Here is a 20,115-nt window from a genome sequence, read left to right on the forward strand (position 1 = left end):
GGTATAAGGGTAGATAAGATTCATTGGTAACCCATTACCTCGCGTTACCCCTCCAGTCTGACCGCGAAAGGAGCCATTTATGTCTATCCGTACCCTGCTCTGCCCCGTCGATTTCTCCCAGATGTCCCAACCGGTGCTGGACTATGCCGTCTTCATGGCCAAGAGCCACGACGCCAGCCTCAAACTGGTCCATGTGGTCGACCAACTGCACGGGTTTGACAGCTACAAGATCCTGCACATGACCGCCCTGGAGATCACCCATGAAATGGAGCGCCAGGCCAGGGAGCAGCTGCAACAGCTGATCGACACCCTGCCGATCGCCGCCGGCTTCACGGTGCGCTTCGGCCGCGCCGCCGACGAGATCGTCGCCCAGGCCAAGGAGGACAAGGTAGATCTGGTGGTGATGGGCAGCCATGGCCGCTCCGGCCTCAGCCACCTGCTGGTGGGCAGCGTCGCCGAATCCGTGGTGCGCCACGCCCCCTGCCCCGTGCTGATCGTGCGCTGACGCCCGGGCCTGAAACGAAAAAATGCCGACCCCGGGGTCGGCATTTTGCTGGGCGCAAGGGCTCAGGGACGGGAGAGATAGTCCGCCTGTCCCACCCACTTGTAGCTGGTCAGCTCGGTCAGCCCCATGGGGCCCCGGGCATGGAGCATCTGGGTGGAGACGGCCACCTCGGCCCCCAGGCCAAACTGGCCGCCATCGGTGAAGCGGGTCGAGGCATTGACATAGACGGCCGCCGAGCCGGCGCCGTTGACGAAGCACTCGGCGTTGTAGAGATCATTGGTGAGGATGGCGTCCGAGTGGCTGGCATTGTGCTCGCGCATGTGGGCCAGCGCCTCGTGGACATCCGCCACCAGCTTGACCCCCAGAGTCAGGCCGAGCCATTCGGTGTCGAAATCCTCGGCCCCGGCCTCACGCAGCCCCTTGGCCCCCGTCAGGTGGGCCAGGGCATTGCCATGGGCCACCAGGGTCACCCCTTGCTCGTTCATGCGCGCGACCAGCTGCGGCAGCAAGTCGGCGGCGATCCCCTCGTGGACCAGCAGGGTATCGAGGGCGTTGCAGGCGGAGGGGCGCTGCACCTTGGCGTTGTCGATGACGGCGAGGGAGCGGGCGAGATCCGCGCTCGCATCCACGAACACATGGCTGATGCCAAAGCCGCCGATGATGACGGGGATGGAGCTGTTCTCCTTGCACATCTTGTGCAGCCCGGCGCCGCCGCGGGGGATGATCATGTCCACGTAGCGATCCAGGCGCAGCAGCTCGCCCACCAGGGCCCGGTCCGGGTTGTCGATGTACTGCACCGCCGCGATGGGCAGGCCGGCGCTGGCCAGGGCAGCCTGGATCACCTTGACCAGCTCCAGGTTGGAGTGGAAGGTCTCGCGCCCGCCCCGCAAGATGCTGGCGTTGCCCGTCTTGAGGCAGAGGGTGGCGATGTCGATGGTGACATTGGGACGCGCCTCATAGATGACCCCTATCACCCCGATGGGGACCCGGCGCCGGGAGAGGCGCAGGCCGTTCTCCAGCACCCGGCTGTCGAGTTCGGCACCGACCGGATCGTCCAGGCTGACCACCTTGCGCACGTCCGCCACTATCCCGGCGAGCCGGGCGGGGTTGAGCAGCAGGCGATCCAGCATGGCGTCGGACAGACCGGCCTCACGCCCCGCCGCTATGTCCTTGGCGTTGGCGGCCAGGATGGCGCCCTGACGGGCTTCCAGCTCGCTGGCGATGGCCAGCAGCGCCCGATTCTTCTGGGCCGTGTCGGTGGCGGCCAGCTGATAGGCGGCCCCGCGGGCCGCTTGTCCCAATGTCTCCAGACTCATTTCTCATCCTTTCATAGGGGCGGGCTCGGCCCGCCGACTCGATTACAGCAGCACCATGTCGTCGCGATGGATGGCCACGGCGCCATAGCCGTAGCCCAGCAGTGTCTCTATCTGATCCGAGTGAACCCCGCGCAGGCGCGTCAGCTCATCGTGGTTGTAGCGGCAGATGCCGCGGGCCAGCTCGCTCCCCCTGGGATCCAGGATCCGCACCACGTCGCCACGCACGAAGATGCCGCTCACTCCCGTGATGCCCTTGGGCAGCAGGCTGGAGCCCTTGTCGCGCATGGCGGCCACGGCGCCCAGGTCGACCTGGACCTCTCCCAGAGGGGGGGGACCGGCCAGGATCCAGCTCTTGCGTCCCTCCAGGGGCGAAGCCAGGGCCGGGAAGCGGGTCCCGATCCGCTCGCCATTGGCCAGGCGACCCACCACTTCCGGCACCTGGCCGGTGGCGATCACCACCTCGACCCCGGCCCGGCGTGCCACATCGGCCGCCTGCAGCTTGGTGGCCATGCCGCCGGTGCCCAGACCGCTGACGCTGCCGCCGGCCAGCTTGCGCAGGGTGTCATCTATGGTCTGCACCTCCTCGATCAGCTGGGCGTCGGGATTGGTGCGCGGATCCGCGGTGAAGAGTCCGGTCTGGTCGGTGAGCAGGATCAGCAGATCCGCATCGGCCAGGATGGCGGCGCGGGCGGAGAGATTGTCATTGTCCCCCACCTTGATCTCGGCGGTGGCGACGGCGTCATTCTCGTTGATGACGGGGATGATGCGGTGGTCGAGCAGGGTGCGCAGGGTATCACGGGCATTGAGGTAGCGCTCCCTGTCCTCCAGATCGGCCCGGGTCAGCAGCATCTGGCCGACGTGCAGATCATAGAGGTTGAACAGATCCTGCCAGATGCGGATCAGCTGGGTCTGGCCCACGGCCGCCAGCATCTGCTTGTTGGTCAGGGTCGAGGCCAGGGGCGGATGGCCCAGGTGGGCACGACCGGCGGCGATGGCGCCCGAGCTGACCAGCACCACCCTGTGGCCCTGGCGATGGAGCGCGGCGCACTGGCGCACCAGTTCCACCATGTGGGCACGATTGAGCTGGGCTGAGCCCCCGGTGAGTACGCTGGTGCCCAGCTTGACGACGATGGTTTTGTTTTCCATGGAATTGACAAGGCAAAAAGGTAAGGATTCCCTTTATACCCACGGCCCTGCTGCCCTGCAAGGCAATTAACCCCGGCAGGGCAGTCGGCTCAGGCGGCGGTGACCGATAACTCGCAGGTGACCTGCTCGGCGGGCGCCAGCTGGCACTCAAGCTGGGTCAGCTTGGTATTGATCAGGCGGTAGAAGTGTTGCAGGGAGCGCTCCACCTCGGCCTGGTGCTTCTTGGGCAGGGGCTTGTCTATCCAGCTGCCTTCGCCGTTGTAGAAACCGAGCTGATAGTGGTAGCGGAAATGGTGGTCGTCCTGCTCCAGCACCAGCCACCAGCCCCAGAACTCCCGCTTGTCCGGCGCCGCCTTGGCGCTGACGCAGACCGACAGGCAGTCGAAGTAATAGCGCCCCTCCTCGCACAGATCTTCGCGCAGATAGGGGCCGATGGCGGCAAATTGCCGCAGCAGACGTTTGTAGGTGACTCTTTCTGACATGTTAACCTCCGTGTTGAACAGGCAGTGCCATCCATCAACCGAGATATGAATGGCGTAAAAAGAACGTATTCAAGAACATAGATGTTGCTTCAGCCAGGTTACCGTTTCGTTAAGTGCCTGGTTGTATACCTCTCGCAGTGGCTGCTTGTCGAACACCACCGCCTTGCCATTGTGGCTGGCCGCCGCCAGGGCCCGGATGTCGGGCTCGGGACAAATAAAGTCTCGCTTGTGACCGATGCTGAGGATGGGCACAGGGGTGCGCGTGCTCATCAACCCCTGTTTTTTCAGGGAAAAGACCTGACTCTTGGTGCGGATCAGCTCCCAGTCGGCCGCATCGGCGCCGAGCCTGTTTGCCAGACTATCACGCATCATGCGCGGACACTTGGCAAAAAGCGACGGGTCGGTGAAGCACTGGTTGACTCCGGCCCCGATGCAGACCACGGTGCGCAACTTGAACGGCTCGATGAAGGCGAGACGGGCCGCCACATTGCCGGCGAGACGAAACCCCACCATGGCGATGCGCTGGTGATCGACCCAGGCCACCTCGGCCAGATACTGCAACACCGCCTGGTGCAGGCGGCTGGTGTCCTGCACCAGGGGCCAGTGCTCCGCATAGCCGATGCCGGGCATGTCCAGGGAGAGCATGCCGATGCCATTGGGCGCCAGATGGTTGCGGTAGAAGTTGAGGTAATCGAGCTGGAGGGAGTCGATGCCGCCGCTCACCATCACCAGGGGCACGGGCTTGTCCGTGGTCGGCAGATGGAGATAACCCTGGATGTGCTTGCCGCGAAACGGCACCTGGATCTCCTTGAGCGGCACCTCGAACAGGCGACCCGCCTCCCGGTAGGCCAGGTTGCCAAGCAGTTGGGCCTGATCCGCCAGCTCATCGTGCTTGAGGTGGGGATAGCTGGCAATGGAGTAGTAACGCACCGCCTTGAGCAGGGTATCGATCGCCTCGGTATGCTGACCCGCCTCGGCCAGGGCGCGCCCCTGCTTGAAGTAGCCGCCGGCCTGCTGGCTCCACTCATAGACCCAGTTGCCCGGCACATAGCCCTTGATGGTATCGAGCAGCTCGGGGTGGCTGCGCTCCCCCTTGCCCATGGCGATCCGGGCCAGGATCTGCTCCACCTCGACCGGATCCGCCCCCTGCCAGGCCCAGGAGGGGCGACGCAGCAGACGATACCAGCTGCGCACCGCGGCGCCGTCGATAAAGTCTTCGTTCTCGCCCTGGGGATCCACTGGGCTGCTGTTGGATATCTGCGAGGTTTCCAGCACCTGTTTGACCCGGGTAAACAGCTGCTCGGTCAGATTAATGTCGTCGTTTGGCTTCACCGCATTCTTCTCATGGCCATCCATCAATGGCCCATCTTACCCAGGTTTGGCCACGGCAGACCACCCCGGACTGAGCCCAGGGGGAGGCCACAACGAAACGGGGCTCCCGAAGGAGCCCCGTTTTCATCTGGCTGCGCCCTGGCAGCCCGGCACATCACTGCTCTTCGCAGATGGGCGTGGTGAACTCCAGCGCCATGTCCCAGGGCTGTTCTATCCAGGTATCCTGCGGGATGGCGACTTCGAAGTCGTCCACCAGCGGCTCCCCCAGCGGCTTGGCGAAGATGGTGATGAACTTGGCCTTGGGGTAGAGCTCGCGGATGGCCTTGGCGGTACCACCGGTATCCACCAGATCGTCCACCACCAGCCAGCCCTCGCCATCCCCTGCCGTGGTCGCGCCCTTGACCACCACCAGCTCGCGCTGGTTGTTGTGGTCATAGCTGGAGATGCACAGGGTCTCGACGTTGCGAATGCCCAGTTCACGGGCCATCAGGGCTGCCGGAACCAGACCACCGCGGCTGACGGCGATGATCCCTTTCCATTGGCTGACGGGCAGTTGACGACGAGCCAGACGACGGGCTTCCCGCTGCAGGTTATCCCATGACACGTAGAATTTTTTCGGCATGCTATCGATCTCGACAAGTGATTTTTAAAACGGACGAACATATCAAATGCATTGCCTGCCAGGCGCGGCCCCCATCATGCCTCCTGCGCCGAATTTGGCTTGCACGCCGCCCGCTCGGGGTGGCGACCGGGCCGGAACACAGGCAACAGAGAGAGACGGGAGCGGGCTCGCCATGGGGAACCATCGCACGCGATGGGGCATGGGCAGGCTATTGGGCGGCTATGATAGCACCATTTATTCGCGAGGGGATTGGCAAACGTATGCCTTTTTGCCTGCAACAAGGGGGGAGACGGCCCGATCACGGCCCCCATTCGAGCGACGACGGCCCTTGATGGAACTCTCCTGCCGGACCCGCCTGGCGGGGATAAGCGGGATCAGGGCGCTAATCACTCGAGCAGGCAGCCGTTCCACCTTGGCATCAGGCCCCCAACCAGCAAGACGCCCCGCCAGTCATGGCGGGGCGTCTGTGCGGTATGTCGCCTCGATCTCCCATGGCTCACGGCAGATCACTGGCCATGGTAGGCATGGCAACGCTTGAGCTCCTCGAAGTCGTAGAAGAAGCTCCCACTCTTCAGGGGCTGGCACCCGGCCTTGAAGGCCACCTCTTTTTCGTTGTAGAGCATCTTCACCAGTACCTGCTTCTGCGCATTCTGGAACACATCCCACTGGATATTGGCACTGTAGGGAGACACCCAACCACCGCGCCACTCATTGTTGTCCTGGCTAAAGAGGCTCCCCTGCGTCGCACCCTGGCGGCTCCCTTCCAGCTGCATCAGGGCGGCGAGGGGAATGATGGTTTCGGCATGGGCAAAGCGCAAGGTGGCATCACGATGCCGGAGGGCATCCACGACCTGAGTCTGCACCTCGTTGAACATACCATCGAGCAGGGACTGGGCGATGGCATAGGCTGTGTCCTGATGCGCAAAACTGGGACCTTTCTCGTAAAAGTCTTCGGCGTCAGAGAGATAAGAGAACCAGGCGGACTCTTCCGGGGTCAGGTACTGCTCCAGCGCCCACGCCTCCTCACCCTGGGCGGCGGCCTCGCGGACCATGCCCGGGCCAATGATGAACAGGTTGTAAAGCATCAGGGCAGCATCCACCTCATCACGGACATAGGTCATGCCGCCATCTTCCGGATTGATGGCCACAAATTCGACACCACTGGCGAGCCGATCCACAAAGGCGCGGCTGTAGATGCGCTCCAGCATGCTGCGGGCCATCAACTTGGTATTTTCCAGCCGCTTCAGCGCGTCGAGGGCCGTTTCCAGCTCAGGGGCCGGGGCTATCCCCTCGTCTTCATCACCGATGAAGGCCTGATAGGCCTCGTAGGCGGGCAAGTACCGAGCGTAGTCCCCTTCTGGTTCCGTCTTGTGGAAGTAGAGCTCGGCTTTGTTGACCAGTTGCTTGTCCATCTTGGAAGGATCTTGCTGGCTGAGATAGCACTGTGCATCATCCGCGACATAGCTCACCCGGCTCTTGAGGCTCTCCATGAAATAGAAAGCGCTCTCGTTCGCCCTGTCCTTGCCTGAGGTCTCAACCCTGATGCAGTGGCGCTCTCCCTCCTCAAACAGGCCGGGTAACCGAGTGGCCAACCGGAGAGCCAGATTGGCATGCTCTTCCTTGCCCAACTGGGTCAGCAAGCCATATCCCAATGCCTGATTTGCCGCCGTCACCAGATCGACCTTGTGACCCAGGCTCTGGCCGAGTGGCGTCAGCGCCCCCTCTTCGGCGGCAGCCTCCCAGACCAGCTTGGTCAAGACATCGTACTTCGGGCTGGAGAGCGAACGGGAGCCATGACGGGCGACCATTTCGGTGAACACGGGGGTGAAGCCATCCGGGGCGGCTTCGTAGCTTTCTGCCGACTGTTGTGGGGTATAGACCGCCTTGGTGCTGTACTGGTACTCCATCTGGACAGAGGCTGGGGCAGAGGAGTCGTTCTCGGAATTGCACCCCGTCAGCAGCATCAGTATGGCGGCGGCAACGAGCGCGTGGGAAAAATGAGGTGTCATGGTCATCCTTGGTATCTGTTTGAAAGGGAAGAGCAAAATCCTAAATGCTCTCGATGACAGTTTGATGTGAGTCCGATGAACAAGAGGGGCCGCAGGCCTGAGGAAGCTGGCCACCAGGCTATGGTCGGATAGAGGAAGGAAGTAGCCACTTCTCCCCGAAGGGGTCGCCACGACACGATGGCCAGCGATTAGCCTCCCTGGCTGGCGAGGCGGGATAGACGGGATATCACATTGGAAGTGGCACTTTCGGCCAGGATCGGGCCAATCAGGGTACAGGCCGCCATGGCCCACCGCTGATCTGGCCGGGACTATCGCCGGGCCAGGCAGAGTAAACGATATGAAGCAGGATCTTGAGGTTTTTTTCACCGGGGAGCTTGTTCAAGCTCCCCGGCGCATCACGTCTTAGCGACGAGAGACGAAGGCATTCGGATAGCTGAAGCCCTGGGTGTAGAGGGAGGGGGTAAACCAATAGGTTGCATTGCTGCCAGACATATAAACTCCTGATTGCTTAACAAGTTACGTACCTTAATGCGGGCTTGAATCCTTAAGCTGACACTCGGTTCCATGGAGGCGCACTTGCTTTGCTTCGGTTCCCTGGAGGCACTGATCGTCATCCTGACGGTGGTGGATACCACGGCTGGCTAATCTACCAGCCTCACCGTCAAACTCAATCATTTTGTGAGCCATATCACAAAAAATGAATCACTGCTCCCGGCGGGAGAGCCAGCGTAGCCGCCTGGCACAACCGGGCCTGGGCCATGATTTGTGCTGACCGCTCACAGTTTTGTGGAATTGACTGTATTATCTTTATCCTCTTTCCTCAGGCCCTAGTGGGCCCGGTCATTTCCCGTGCTGGTAAGGAGTCTGACGTGGCACAACTGAGTTCTCTATCTCCCAAGCTGATTTGGCACTTCTTCGAACAGATCTGCGCCATCCCCCACCCCTCCAAACATGAAGCCAGGCTGAGCGCCTGGATCCGCGCATGGGCCGAGGGAGAGGGCCTGGCCGTCAAGCAGGATGCCGTGGGCAACCTCATCATCAAGAAACCGGCCACGCCGGGGATGGAAGATCGCAAGGGCGTGGTACTTCAGGCCCACATGGACATGGTGCCCCAGGCCAATGCGGACACCCAGCATGATTTTACTACAGACCCCATCGACGCCTATATCGACGGTGACTGGGTGACCGCCCGCGGCACCACCCTCGGCGCCGACAACGGCATGGGCATGGCCGGCTGCCTGGCGGTGCTGGCCGACAAGACCCTCAAGCACGGCCCGCTGGAAGTGCTGCTGACCACGGACGAAGAGACCGGCATGACCGGCGCCTTCGGCCTGGAAGCGGGCTGGCTGGAGGGGGAGATCCTGCTCAACACCGACTCCGAGGAGGATGGCGAGGTCTACATGGGCTGCGCCGGTGGCGTGGATGCCAACATCCGCTTCCCCCTGGAGCGGGTGGCCGCGACCGACGGGGTCGGCTTTGAGCTGCAGGTGAAGGGGCTGCGTGGCGGTCACTCCGGGGTGGACATCCACCGCGGCCGCGGCAACGCCAACAAGCTGCTGGTGCGCCTGCTCAAGGCGGCCGAGCCCCTGGGGATGCGCCTTGGCGCTCTCAGCGGCGGCACCCTGCGCAACGCCATCCCCCGCGAGGCCCGCGCCAGCCTGCTGGTGCCCGCGGCGAACGTGAATGAGTTCAAGGCGCTGGTCGACCGCTATGCCGGCATCTATCGGAGCGAACTGGCCGCCGTCGAGGCGAACCTGACCGTGCTGCTGCAGGAGCAGGATGCACCGACCCAGCTGATGAGCGACGATCTGCAGCGCCGCCTGCTCGATGCCCTGATGGCCTGCCCGAACGGAGTGATGCGCATGAGCGACGCCATCCCGGGCGTGACCGAGACCTCCACCAACCTGGGCGTCATCAAGACACTCGACGGTGAGGTGTACGTGCAGTGCCTGATCCGCTCCTTGCAGGATTCCGGCCGCGAGAGCGTGGAGCAGATGACCCGCTCCCTGTTCAGCCTGGCCGGCGCCAGCTGCGAATTCACCGGCGCCTATCCGGGCTGGGCGCCGAACGTGGATTCCCCCGTGATGGCCCTGGTGCGAAGCAGCTACCAGACCCTGTTTGGCGAGATGCCCAACGTCATGGTGATCCACGCCGGCCTCGAGTGCGGTCTGTTCAAGAGCGCCTACCCTGAGTGGGACATGGTCTCCTTCGGACCCACCATTCGCGGCGCCCACGCGCCGGGCGAGAAGGTGCATATCCCCGCGGTCGAGCGTTTCTGGCAGCTGCTGGTCCATGTGCTCGAGCAGATCCCGGCCAAGTAAGGCGGCGATCCTCCCCTGCTCCCTGCCCCGCCCAGTGCGGGGCAGCTTTTAGCGTCCCATCCCCCTTTACCCCGCCGCAAACGGCCTGCCAGCCGCCCTGTCGACTGTCCCCTGCTCCCCCCGTACGCCCGCCGCCCGGGTTGAAAACGTATCCATGAGCCAGATTGCATGAGAAAACCTTTTCCAGGAATTTTGTTGTTTAATTACTCCAAAGTTTGATCCACATCACATTTGTGGCTAGGATGCACATTGTGACATCCGTCACAGAAAGTCCGAACAACAACCGATCACGAGGTGAATCATGTTTGAGAACCTGGCAGTGCTGTTCCACCTGAAAGGTGCATCCAGCAAGCAAAATGAGCGCGTCGAGAAAGACGCATATGCCCCGTCAACCCGTCAGTACTACTTCCGTTACGGTGCCTGATCCCGGCGGCAATACTGTCGTAATTAACCAACAAAACAATCACAACCCGTCTTACCGACAGCCGCCATGCCACCCGGCAGGCCGCCCCGCCCAGGCCTACCCAGCGTCACCTTGTTGCGCCGGGCATCTTCAGGCCGAACCTGAACGCCAACCATGAAGATGGGGCCCACGGGCCCCATTTTTTTAATCTGCTGGTTCTGCGGCCCCTCTCCTGTTCGGGCCCCGGACACTCAGATCGCCTTTCCCAGCGGCACAGGATCCTGAGTCGGCGCCTCCTGCAGCGGCAGCGGGAAGTGGCAGGCCACCTGATGCGCGCCGCCACAGGACTCAAGCTGGGGCGACTGGCTGCGGCAACGCGCCACCGCATAGGGGCAGCGCTGATGAAAGTGGCAACCGCACGGGGGCGAGATGGGGGACGGCACATCGCCGGTCAGCAGGATGCGCTGGCTGCGCCTGCGGGGATCCGGCACAGGAATGGCCGAGATCAGCGCCTGGGTATAGGGGTGGCGCGGGTTGAGATAGAGCTCCTGGGCCGGCGCCATCTCGACGATGCGCCCCAGGTACATGACGGCGACCCGATCCGAGATGTGCTTCACCACGGAGAGATCGTGGGCGATGAAGATGATGGCCAAGTCCATCTCCCGCTGCAGGGTGAGCAGCAGGTTCACTATCTGGGACTGCACCGAGACATCCAGCGCCGACACCGCCTCGTCGCACACCAGCAGCTTGGGCTTGAGGGCAATGGCCCGGGCGATGCCGATGCGCTGGCGCTGGCCCCCGGAGAACTCGTGGGGGAAGCGATCCGCCGCCGTCTCCGGCAGCCCCACCTTGCCCAGCAGCTCTCGCACCCAGGCCTGGCGCTCACTGCGGCTGCCCTTGCCGTGGATGATGAAGGGCTCCTCCAGGATCTGGCCCACGGTATGGCGGCTGTTGAGGGATTCTGCGGGATCCTGAAACACGATCTGCATCTCCTGGCGCAGGGATCGCATCTCCCTGGGCGAGAGATGGGTGATGTCCCGCCCCTCGAAGCTTATCTGTCCCGCGGTCGGCTCGAACAGCTTGAGCAGGGATCGCCCCAGGGTGGACTTGCCACAACCGGACTCTCCCACCAGGCCGAGGGTCTCCCCCCGTTTCAGATCGAAGCTGATGCCGTCCACCGCATAGACGGTGTACTTCTTTCGCAGCAGGCCGCCGCCCATGGAGAAGTGCTGCTTGAGCCCCTTTATCTGCAGAAGTGGCGTCATAGAGAGATCTCCTTCCAGTGATGGCAGGCCACCGCATGCCGGTTGGCCAGCAACTCCACCGGCGGCACCTCGCCGACGCAGCGCGCGCTGGCGTGGGGGCAGCGGTTGGAGAAGCGGCAGCCCGCCGGCATCTCGGACAGGCTTGGCACCTGCCCCTTGATGGTGTTGAGCAGGGTCTTGGGCGCATCTTCGAGCCGGGGAATGGAGCGCATCAGGCCATGGGTATAGGGATGATGGGGCCGCTCGAACAGGTCAAACACCTGGGCCCGCTCCACCGCGCGCCCCGCGTACATCACCACCACCTCGTCGCACAGCTCGGCCACCACGCCGAGATCGTGGGTAATGAAGAGGATGGCCATGCCGGTCTGGGCCTGGAGTTCCTTCATCAATGCCAGGATCTGGGCCTGGATGGTGACATCCAGCGCCGTGGTCGGCTCGTCGCAGATGAGCAGATCGGGCTCGCAGGCGAGGGCCATGGCGATCATCACCCGCTGGCGCATGCCGCCGGAGAGGTTGTGGGGATAGACGTCAAAGCGCGCCTCCGGCTCCGGCATGCCGACCTTGCGCAGCATGGCAATGGCGGCCTCCTTGCGATCCCGCTTGCTGTATTCGGGCCTGTGCAGGGCAAACACCTCCACCAGTTGGGCGCCTATGGTCTTGACCGGGTTGAGCGCCGTCATCGGCTCCTGGAAGATCATGGAGATGCGGTTGCCGCGCACCTTGTACATCTGATCCGGGCTCAAGCCCAGCAGCGCCTCGCCCTGGAAGTCGATGGCCCCCGCCACCACCCGGCCGTGGGGCTGGGGCAGGAGCCCCATGATGGCGAGGGAGGTGACGCTCTTGCCGCAACCGGATTCGCCGACTATCCCCAGGGTCTGGCCCGGGGCCACCTGGAAGCTGACCCCGTCGAGTACCTTGACCTGGCCCTCATCGACACTGAACTCCACCTCGAGGTCACGTACCTCCAGGATGGGTGCCTTGCTTATCGCCATCTGGCTGCCCCTCTCAACTGCGTGCATGGGTCTTGTCGACCATGTCTTGCGAGGGCAGGCTCTCGCCCGCGTCCCTGGCCTGCTCGGTCCGCTCCCGTACCTTGGGATCGAGCCAGAGCAGGCCGCCGCTGCTATAAGGGTAACCGTCCATGGGCCAATAGAGCAGATCCGGCGAGTTCTTGGTGGCGGGCACCTCGGGCAGCATGACGTAACGCCAGGCGCTGGCCCGCACATAGTTGAGCTGGGCACCGGGCACGAAGATGGCAAGATCATAGATGCGCTGCTGGATCTGGCGGGAGAGGGCGGCCCGCGTCTCTATGTCGAACTCGCTGCCATAGCGGTCGATCAGCCCATCGAGCTGCTGGTCGGCCACATTGAAGAAGTTGTTGGTCTGGGACTTGTTGGCGTTGTCCGAGTGGAAGAACTCCCAGTATTGGGGATAGAGACCGCCGCCGCCCCAGCCGAGCCAGGCCGCCTCATGCTTCTTCTCCAGCATCACCTTGAAGCCGGTGGCGCCGTCCACCAGATTGAGCTCCAGATCCAGGCCCGCCTTCTTCGCCTCTTCTTTCAGCACGGTCAGACGCTTGGTGTGCTCCGCGGTGGCATAGGTGATGGCCAGACTGAGGCGATCGCCCCTGGCATTGCGCAAGATGCCATCCGGCCCCGCCTGATCGAAGCCCCCCTTGGCGAAGTAGTCACGGGCCTTGTTGATCTCGTAGCCGCGGCCGGGGAGATCCACCTCGGTGAAGGGGCCGAAGCCGGAGTCGAAGGTGGTGGCCCGCTGGTAGTCGCCGTAGAGCACCGTCTTGATCATCTTGTCGATGTTGATGGCATGCTGGATGCCGAGGCGCACATTGAGGTCGGCCAGCTTGGGATTGGCGATGTTGAGGTGCAGCCCCTGGGCCCCCTGTTTGGTGTCCGTCATGGCCATCACCTTCTTGACCAGCCCCTGCTTGTACTCCTGGGTAGTCGCCTTCTCATGCCACCAGTTCGGCAGTAGCATCTCGAAGGTGTCGAACTCCCCCTTCAGGAAGTGGCGAAACGCGATGTTGCGATCCCGGATCACCTGCACCTTGATGGTGTCCACGTTGAACCTGTGCTGGTTGTAGCGATCGTCTCTGGCCCACCACGCCTTCTGCTTGCTGAAGGTGACCGACTTGCCCTTCTTGACATCCGTCATCACATAGGGGCCCGTGGTGGGCACCAGGGCCCAGTTGTACTTCTTCACCCAGTTTTCATCGAGCTTGTAGAAGTGCCTGGGCTGGGGCCACAGCTCAGTGGTGTTGAGCAGATCCAGCCTGGCCTTGGGGTTGCCCGCCTTGACCAGGATGGTGTGGGGGTCAATCTTGTCCACCGCCACCACCTCATTGGTGTAGTAGTTGTTGAACCAGGGACCCTTGATGTGCTTGGAGCGCATCATCTCGTAGCCGAAGGTGTAGTCATCGGCGGTGACCGGCTTGCCGTCCGACCACCTGGCACGGGGATCCAGCTTGAAGTAGACGGTCTGGTTGTCCGGCGCGATGGCCCAGTGGGTCGCCAGGGACGGAATGGGGTTGCCGGTGTTGGGATGGAAGCTGATGAGCCTCAGCTGGTTATCCAGAATATAGGAGCGAAACGCGCCATTGGAGTCCGGCCCCACGGTGCGAAACGTCAGGGGAAAGCTGTCCACAAACATGTTGAGGGTGCCGCCGGGCAGCGCCTGGGGGGAGGCGAAGGTGGGATCCGTGTCATTGGTCTCCCACTTGAGATCCGCAGGCAAGCTGGCTGCCCAGACCCAGGATCCGTTCACCATGAGAAAAAGAGCACCTATCCATTTGATTTTATTGTTCATGTTTGACTTCCTGGTCTAGCCCCTGCACTGGGGTCTCATTGATAAGGGAAAATACGCAATCGGTTCGTTCCAGGCGCCATCTGCCGCCGTCACTGATAACGGGTGAACTTGCGCGGATCGAACGCCTCGCGGATGGCCTCGCCGATGAAGGAGACCATGATGAGCACCAGGCTCACCGCCGCCACCACTGAGCTGACGATCCAGATGGCATCCAGGTTGTTGATCCCCTGGGAGAGCAGCTCCCCCCAGCTCGGGGTGGGCGGCGCCAGGCCAAAGCCCAGGTAATCCAGCGCCGTCAGGGTGGAGATGTTGCCCACCACGGCGAACGGCGCCAGGGTCACTATCATCACCAGGGTGTTGGGCAGTATGTGGTTGAAGATGATCCGTTTGGTGCTGGCCCCCTGGGCCCGCGCAGCCATCACATAGTCCCGCGCCCGCTCCTTGTAGGTGAGGGTGCGCATGTACCAGGTGATCCCCATCCAGCCAAACAGCACGTTGATGAAGGCAAACAGGCCGAAGTTGGGCTTGGCCAGGGACACCAGGATCATGATGACGTAGAGAAACGGCACCTGGGACCAGATCTCGATAAAGCGCTGCAAGATGAGATCGAAACGCCCCCCGAGAAAGCCCATCATGCAGCCGATGCTGACCCCGATGACATAGCTCGCCACCAGCACGATGAAGGCAAAGCCGATGGCGATGCGAAAGCCGTAGATGAGGCGCGCCAGCACGTCCCGTCCGCTGGTATCTGTGCCGAGGAAGTGACGCTCGGCCAGGCTGGGGGCATAGGGAGGATAGCTGTCTTGCTTGAAATCCTGCTCGTAGGGGTTCCAGGGCACGGGGGGCAGCAAGACCCAGTCCCCCTTCCCTTCCTCGGCAAACTTCGCCTTGAGCTGGCGATAGTTGGTCTCGTACTGGTAGTCGAGCCCGAACTGCTGGCCCGGGATCACGTCACCATAGGTGGGGAAGTAGAGCTGACCCCCGTGGCTCACTATCAGGGCGCGGCTGTTGACAATCAGCTCCGCCAGCAGCGCCAGCAGCACCAGGGTTGCGAAGATGATGAAGGAGTAGTAACCGCGCTTGATCGACTTGAAGCGCTTGAGTTTTTTCAGTGTGACCGGATTGAGGTTCATGTTCACTCTCCAAACCGCACGCGGGGATACACGAAGGCAACGCAGATGTCGGAGACGATATCGGGTGACATCGGCATCGGCATGGCAATAGAGATCTGACTCATGATTACTCTCCAAACCGCACGTGGGGATCGACCAGGGCGACGCAGATGTCGGAGACCATATGGCATGACACCCGCATCAGCATGACAAGAAGGCTCGCGTTCATGTTCACTCTCCAAACCGCACGCGGGGATCGACAGAAGGTGCAACGCAGATATCGGAGACGATATAGGGTGACATCAGCATCGGCATGGTAATAGAGATCTGACTCATGATTACTCTCCAAACCGTACGCGGGGATCGACCAGGGCGACGCAGATGTCGGAGACGATGTTGCCCACCAGCATCAGCATGGAGGTGATGGCCAGTATCCCCATGACGGTGGGGTAGTCCCGCTCGACGATGGCCTCGTAACCGAGCAGGCCTATGCCGTCGATGTTGAAGATGGTCTCGATGAGAAAGGATCCGCCGAAGAAGACGGTGAGCACGCTGCCCAGATGGCTGGCGATGGGGATCAGGCTGTTGCGCATGGCGTGGTCGGTGACCGCCTTGCGAAACGGCAGCCCCTTGGCCACCGCTGTGCGCACGTAATCCGCCGACAGGTTCTCCATCAGGCTGTTTTTCATGGTCATGGTGAGGATGGCGAAATCCCCGATGGCATAGGCGATGAGGGGCAGCAGGGCGTGAGCGAAGAGGGTGCGTATCTGGTCCCAGCTGCTCTCCATGTACTCGAAGTCATCGCCGGGGAAGCCCCCCATGGGCAGCCACTCCAGATGAAACGCGAAGACGGTGATGAGGAAGATCCCCACCACGTAGGCGGGCAGCGCATAGGCCATGTAGATGAACATGGAGCTGAGGGAGTCGAAGCGGCTGTTGTGCTTGAGCGCCTTGGCCACCCCGAGCGGGATGGAGACCAGATAGCTCAGCAGGAAGGTGGCCAGGCCGAAGAAGGCGGTGACCGGCAGTCTCTCCTTGATGAGATCCCACACCGGCTCGTAGTAGCGGGTCGACTCCCCCAGATCCAGCACCACCAGCTTCTGCAGCCACTCCCAGTAGGCGATCAGCATGGGCTTGTCGAGACCGTAGAAGGCCTTGAGTTCCTCGATCTGCTCGTCCGAGAGGGCCTGCGCGCCCTTGCTGCCACTGGAGCGTCCGGACTCGCCTTGGGAGACCTGCGCCTGCAGCAGCATGCGTTCCACCGGGCCACCCGGCACGAAACGGGTAACGGTGAAGACCAGCAGCGTGATACCGAGAAACGTCGGGATGATCAAAAGCATCCGACGTAAGAAATACGACAGCATGGTGGGTTGAACCTCGTCCTTGTTGTTATTGTGTGGCCAGTCATTTCCTGTGACTCGCCTCTCCTTCCTGGCATTACTCGCTGGATTGACTGACTATTTGGCAAACAATCCGCTCGGCCACTGTAAAACCTCTGCAACAAAAATCAAGTAAAACGAAGTCCATAACCGCCCTCCTCCGCCAAACTGTCGCCACAGCGTAAATCACTGCACTCTTTTTTCTGAAAAACCCAATTCAAGATAAAAATCCAGCATTAAAAAATGATTAAACCCATTAAAACATTGTTTGCATTTCGTCAGGAAGTTAACAAAAAAACGATTTTTTTCATCATCTTAATAGAAGACCTCCCCCAGTTATTTCCAGGTATATAGAAAAGGGGCCATTCATGCTCATCAGACCAGCCATGACGAAGGCCAGGGGCGAACGGCAGAGATGCAGATAAAAATGTCGTTAGAGAGGGAAAGTATGGAATAAAAAACAGAGAGACCGTGCCGATACTAATAAGTTCCACATTAATCGGATAATTTGAATAAAGCGAAATTAACAAAACATTAACTCGCGGTTTGTTTTTCAGCCAGAATATCTCACCAAGAAAACGCCACTCACTCGGTATTCCCACCCTTCCCACCCTGACTCCCCCAGCCAGGGGCGGTCAATTGACGCCCGCCGCCAAAACTTGATAAGCCTTACGCACCGCTCCAACGAGGGCGGTTCAGGAAGCAAACAATAAACAACCAGGAAGGATATAAGCGATGCTTAGGAAAAGCAGGATCTCTGCTGCCATCGCGTTCGCGTTGGCGAGCGCAGCAGTGGCGGCCCCCTCTGCCCATGCAGAAGAGGGACAGGAAGTCGAACAGCTGCAGAAAATCAAGGTCACCGGCTCACGCATCTCCCGCGTCGACGTCGAAGGCGCCACCCCGGTTGTCTCCGTCAGCAAGGCCAAGATAGAACAGTCCGGCCAGCAGACGGTGGCCGACTACCTCAAGCAAGCCTCCTACAACTCCTTCGGTGGCGTCTCCCCCGCCTCGGGCAGCTCCTTCCAGTCGCAAGGCACGGTCGGCCTGCGCGGGCTGGGCTCCGAGCGTACCCTGGTGCTGCTCAACGGCAAGCGGGTCGCCGGCTCCCCCACCATGGGCGGCACCGCCATCAACCTCAACACCATTCCCATGGCCGCCGTTGAGCGGGTGGAAGTCAACCTGGACGGCGGCTCCGCCATCTATGGTTCCGATGCCATCGGCGGCGTGATCAACGTCATCCTCAAGCAGGACTATGAAGGGTTGCAGTTCCAGGGCCGCCTCGGCAGCCCGAGCGAAGAGGGGGGCGATGAGAAGAGCGGTTCCGTGATGGCCGGGATCACAGGGGAGAAAGGCTCCCTGATGGCCGTCTATGAGCACGACAAGAAAGACATCATCTTCGCCCGGGATCGCGACTATCTCAGCAAGCAGGGCAAGGAGTCTCCGAGCGCCTACGGCCGCAACGTCGAGGGGATCACCGGCGTCGATGGCAATGGCGATGCCCAGTGGAGCTACGGCCCCCTGGCCGGGGTGACCGACGCCAACGGCACCTGCAAAGAGCCCTTCACCAACTTCGATGGCGGCTGTAACTATGACTACGGCAAGGTGGCCGCCACCACCGCCTCCCGCAGCCGCGACACCCTCTACCTCAACGGCCGCTACCACATCAGCGACAGCGTCGACTTCGTGCCCCAGGTGGTCGCCTCCCGGGTCGAGAGCTTCAGTCGCTTCGCCCCGGCCGCCGGCTTCTTCACCGTGGATGCGGCCAACCCGAAAAATGCCGACTTCTACAGCCAGAACGGCCTGGACGCCGCCGCCACCCAGAGCCTGGGGGAAGCCGCCTACGTCTACTACCGCTTCAACAACGTCGGCCCCCGCGACAACCTGGTCACGGACACCACGGGCAGCCTGAACCTGGCCTTTGAGGGCACCCTGCCCACCGAAGCCGTAGGCGATATGCAGTGGAACGCCGGTTACATGTACTCCAAGACCGACAACAAGGAGAACGGCACCGGTTATGTGCTGGCCTCCGCCGCCCAGCAGGCCGTGGCCGATGGCAAGTTCGTCAATGGCGAGTTTGATTCAGACACCACGGCCGCCATGGCCGCCGACACCAGCCGCCGCTCCACTATGGACTTCTACCAGTGGTACGCCGGGGTGCAGTGGGACATGGGCGAGCTGCCCGCAGGCCCGGTCAGCTGGTATGCCGGCGCCGAGTACAACGACTGGATCTATGCGGACAAATATGACGCCCAGTCCGAGGCGGGTAACATCATAGGCTCCTCCGGCAACTCCTCCGGCGGCGATCGCAACGTCACCGCCGTCTACCTGGAGACCCTGATCCCGGTGCTGGACGAGGTCGAGCTGAGCATCGCCGGTCGTTATGACAAGTACAGCGACTTTGGCAGCGCCTTCTCGCCCAAGGCGAGCCTGCGCTATCAGCCCCTGGACAACCTGATGTTCCGCACCTCCTGGTCCCAATCCTTCCGCGCCCCGAGCCTGCAGGATCTCTACGCGGCAGACTCCTTCTCCGCGGATTGGGCCAAGGATTACGTCTACTGCCAGAACAACGGCATCTCGGCGGCCGACTGCCCGAACCAGCAGTACAACACCACTCGCACCTCCAACGAGGATCTGAAGGAAGAGACGGCCAACACCTGGAACTTCGGTGCCAGCTACAGCCCCCTCGACAACCTGAACCTCTCCCTGGACTACTACATCATCAAGATCGAGGATGTCATCCAGCTCAACTCCACCCAGTCCATCATCTATGACGAGCTGAACAACGGCGGCTCCAGCCTGGTCGAGCGTCGCAGCGACGGCAAGATCCGCAACGTCATCTCTCCCATGGTCAACCTGGGGGATCTGAACACCAGCGGTCTGGACTTCAAGCTCGATTACAACTACGACCTGGATGTCGCCACCGTGCGCTACGACTTCGGCGGCACCTACATCCTGGAGTACAAGGAAGGCCTGTACGCCGGCGGCCCCGAGATCGACAAGATCGGCCAGAACGGCATGCCGCAGCTGCGCTTCAACACCGGGATCGGCGTGAACGTGCCCCAGTGGTGGAACATGGACACCTATCTGAGCGCGAACTACATCGACTCCCAGAGCCAGGACTATATCGCCGACACGGGTGAGGAAGTGGGCCACATCGCCTCCAACACCACCTGGAACCTGAACGTCGGCGTGGATACCCCCTGGAACGGCAAGCTGCAGGCCGGGGTGAAGAACATGTTCAATCGCACCCCCTCCCTCGAGAGCGATGGTTTCACCTACGACGAAGAGGTCTACAGCATCGACGGTCGCATCTACTACCTCGACTACACCCAGAAGTTCTGATCCCTTTGCTGACATGACAACAAGCCGGCCCCCGGGCCGGCTTTGCCCAAGATTCCAA

At 61.8% G+C, this 20,115-nt stretch carries 15 protein-coding genes; 4 read left to right on the plus strand and 11 right to left on the minus strand.

The genetic code is table 11. The annotated features are described in order from the left end of the window. Positions 1-79: 79 nt before the first annotated feature. Entirely contained in the window at positions 80-505 is a 426-nt protein-coding gene (locus tag ACLHZ1_RS06855; RefSeq protein WP_427261486.1) for a universal stress protein, read from the plus strand. 62 nt (positions 506-567) lie between these two features. Here the strand turns inward: ACLHZ1_RS06855 and ACLHZ1_RS06860 are convergent, their stop codons facing one another. The 6 genes from ACLHZ1_RS06860 to ACLHZ1_RS06885 form a co-directional block, all read right to left on the minus strand. Then, a complete protein-coding gene (locus tag ACLHZ1_RS06860) occupies positions 568-1,821 on the minus strand; it encodes a glutamate-5-semialdehyde dehydrogenase (protein ID WP_427261487.1) in 1,254 nt (417 codons plus the stop codon). Between the two features lie 42 nt (positions 1,822-1,863). Next, positions 1,864-2,967, minus strand: a complete 1,104-nt coding sequence (proB, locus tag ACLHZ1_RS06865) for a glutamate 5-kinase (RefSeq protein WP_427261488.1) — start codon at positions 2,965-2,967, stop codon at positions 1,864-1,866. Positions 2,968-3,056: 89 nt separating this feature from the next. Further along, complete coding sequence (crl, locus tag ACLHZ1_RS06870; protein ID WP_427261489.1) at positions 3,057-3,449, minus strand: sigma factor-binding protein Crl; 393 nt, start codon at positions 3,447-3,449, stop codon at positions 3,057-3,059. 69 nt (positions 3,450-3,518) lie between these two features. Next, complete coding sequence (frsA, locus tag ACLHZ1_RS06875) at positions 3,519-4,781, minus strand: esterase FrsA (RefSeq protein WP_427261490.1); 1,263 nt, start codon at positions 4,779-4,781, stop codon at positions 3,519-3,521. Between the two features lie 154 nt (positions 4,782-4,935). Then, on the minus strand, positions 4,936-5,403 hold the full coding sequence (gene gpt / locus ACLHZ1_RS06880; protein ID WP_427261491.1) for a xanthine phosphoribosyltransferase: 468 nt from the start codon (positions 5,401-5,403) through the stop codon (positions 4,936-4,938). Positions 5,404-5,909: 506 nt separating this feature from the next. Then, positions 5,910-7,412 (minus strand): histidine-type phosphatase, encoded by a 1,503-nt coding sequence (locus ACLHZ1_RS06885; protein ID WP_427261492.1) that lies wholly within the window; start codon positions 7,410-7,412, stop codon positions 5,910-5,912. Between the two features lie 869 nt (positions 7,413-8,281). Here ACLHZ1_RS06885 and ACLHZ1_RS06890 point away from each other — a divergent pair. Both ACLHZ1_RS06890 and ACLHZ1_RS06895 read left to right on the plus strand, forming a co-directional pair. Beyond that, a complete protein-coding gene (locus ACLHZ1_RS06890; RefSeq protein ID WP_427261493.1) occupies positions 8,282-9,733 on the plus strand; it encodes an aminoacyl-histidine dipeptidase in 1,452 nt (483 codons plus the stop codon). 301 nt (positions 9,734-10,034) lie between these two features. Then, a complete protein-coding gene (locus tag ACLHZ1_RS06895; RefSeq protein ID WP_427261494.1) occupies positions 10,035-10,157 on the plus strand; it encodes a hypothetical protein in 123 nt (40 codons plus the stop codon). 230 nt (positions 10,158-10,387) lie between these two features. On the opposite strand, the gene ACLHZ1_RS06900 is transcribed toward ACLHZ1_RS06895, so the two are convergent. The 5 genes from ACLHZ1_RS06900 to ACLHZ1_RS06920 all read right to left on the minus strand — a co-directional run bounded on the left by ACLHZ1_RS06900 (position 10,388) and on the right by ACLHZ1_RS06920 (position 16,700). Next, positions 10,388-11,401, minus strand: coding sequence for an ABC transporter ATP-binding protein (locus tag ACLHZ1_RS06900; RefSeq protein ID WP_427261495.1), 1,014 nt, complete (start codon positions 11,399-11,401; stop codon positions 10,388-10,390). Beyond that, positions 11,398-12,393 carry an ABC transporter ATP-binding protein gene (locus tag ACLHZ1_RS06905; RefSeq protein WP_427261496.1) on the minus strand — a complete coding sequence of 332 codons (996 nt, stop codon included), beginning with the start codon at positions 12,391-12,393 and terminating at the stop codon, positions 11,398-11,400. The genes ACLHZ1_RS06900 and ACLHZ1_RS06905 overlap by 4 nt, the downstream gene beginning before the upstream one ends. A 13-nt stretch (positions 12,394-12,406) precedes the next feature. After that, positions 12,407-14,224: an extracellular solute-binding protein gene (locus ACLHZ1_RS06910; protein ID WP_427261497.1), complete on the minus strand. Its 1,818-nt coding sequence runs from the start codon at positions 14,222-14,224 to the stop codon at positions 12,407-12,409. An 89-nt stretch (positions 14,225-14,313) separates the two neighbouring features. After that, the gene (locus ACLHZ1_RS06915) at positions 14,314-15,357 is read right to left on the minus strand and encodes an ABC transporter permease (RefSeq protein WP_427261498.1); all 1,044 of its coding nucleotides are present in this window, start codon (positions 15,355-15,357) and stop codon (positions 14,314-14,316) included. 317 nt (positions 15,358-15,674) lie between these two features. Then, entirely contained in the window at positions 15,675-16,700 is a 1,026-nt protein-coding gene (locus ACLHZ1_RS06920) for an ABC transporter permease subunit (protein ID WP_427261499.1), read from the minus strand. A 750-nt stretch (positions 16,701-17,450) separates the two neighbouring features. On the opposite strand from ACLHZ1_RS06920, the gene ACLHZ1_RS06925 reads away from it, so the two are divergent. Continuing rightward, positions 17,451-20,057: a TonB-dependent receptor plug domain-containing protein gene (locus tag ACLHZ1_RS06925; RefSeq protein WP_427261500.1), complete on the plus strand. Its 2,607-nt coding sequence runs from the start codon at positions 17,451-17,453 to the stop codon at positions 20,055-20,057. The last annotated feature ends 58 nt before the right edge of the window (positions 20,058-20,115 follow it).

This window comes from Aeromonas sobria (assembly GCF_050266975.1).
In the GTDB taxonomy this organism is placed as follows: Bacteria; Pseudomonadota; Gammaproteobacteria; order Enterobacterales; family Aeromonadaceae; genus Aeromonas; species Aeromonas sobria_B.

Excerpts from the sequence above, each read along its gene's own strand:
- ACLHZ1_RS06915 (WP_427261498.1), bottom strand. The coding sequence starts at position 15,357 with ATGAACCTCAATCCGGTCACACTGAAAAAACTCAAGCGCTTCAAGTCG.
- ACLHZ1_RS06885 (WP_427261492.1), bottom strand. The coding sequence starts at position 7,412 with ATGACACCTCATTTTTCCCACGCGCTCGTTGCCGCCGCCATACTGATG.
- crl (WP_427261489.1), bottom strand. The coding sequence starts at position 3,449 with ATGTCAGAAAGAGTCACCTACAAACGTCTGCTGCGGCAATTTGCCGCC.
- gpt (WP_427261491.1), bottom strand. The coding sequence starts at position 5,403 with ATGCCGAAAAAATTCTACGTGTCATGGGATAACCTGCAGCGGGAAGCC.
- ACLHZ1_RS06855 (WP_427261486.1), top strand. The coding sequence starts at position 80 with ATGTCTATCCGTACCCTGCTCTGCCCCGTCGATTTCTCCCAGATGTCC.
- proB (WP_427261488.1), bottom strand. The coding sequence starts at position 2,967 with ATGGAAAACAAAACCATCGTCGTCAAGCTGGGCACCAGCGTACTCACC.
- ACLHZ1_RS06860 (WP_427261487.1), bottom strand. The coding sequence starts at position 1,821 with ATGAGTCTGGAGACATTGGGACAAGCGGCCCGCGGGGCCGCCTATCAG.
- ACLHZ1_RS06910 (WP_427261497.1), bottom strand. The coding sequence starts at position 14,224 with ATGAACAATAAAATCAAATGGATAGGTGCTCTTTTTCTCATGGTGAAC.
- ACLHZ1_RS06920 (WP_427261499.1), bottom strand. The coding sequence starts at position 16,700 with ATGCTGTCGTATTTCTTACGTCGGATGCTTTTGATCATCCCGACGTTT.
- ACLHZ1_RS06925 (WP_427261500.1), top strand. The coding sequence starts at position 17,451 with ATGCTTAGGAAAAGCAGGATCTCTGCTGCCATCGCGTTCGCGTTGGCG.
- ACLHZ1_RS06905 (WP_427261496.1), bottom strand. The coding sequence starts at position 12,393 with ATGGCGATAAGCAAGGCACCCATCCTGGAGGTACGTGACCTCGAGGTG.
- ACLHZ1_RS06895 (WP_427261494.1), top strand. The coding sequence starts at position 10,035 with ATGTTTGAGAACCTGGCAGTGCTGTTCCACCTGAAAGGTGCATCCAGC.
- ACLHZ1_RS06900 (WP_427261495.1), bottom strand. The coding sequence starts at position 11,401 with ATGACGCCACTTCTGCAGATAAAGGGGCTCAAGCAGCACTTCTCCATG.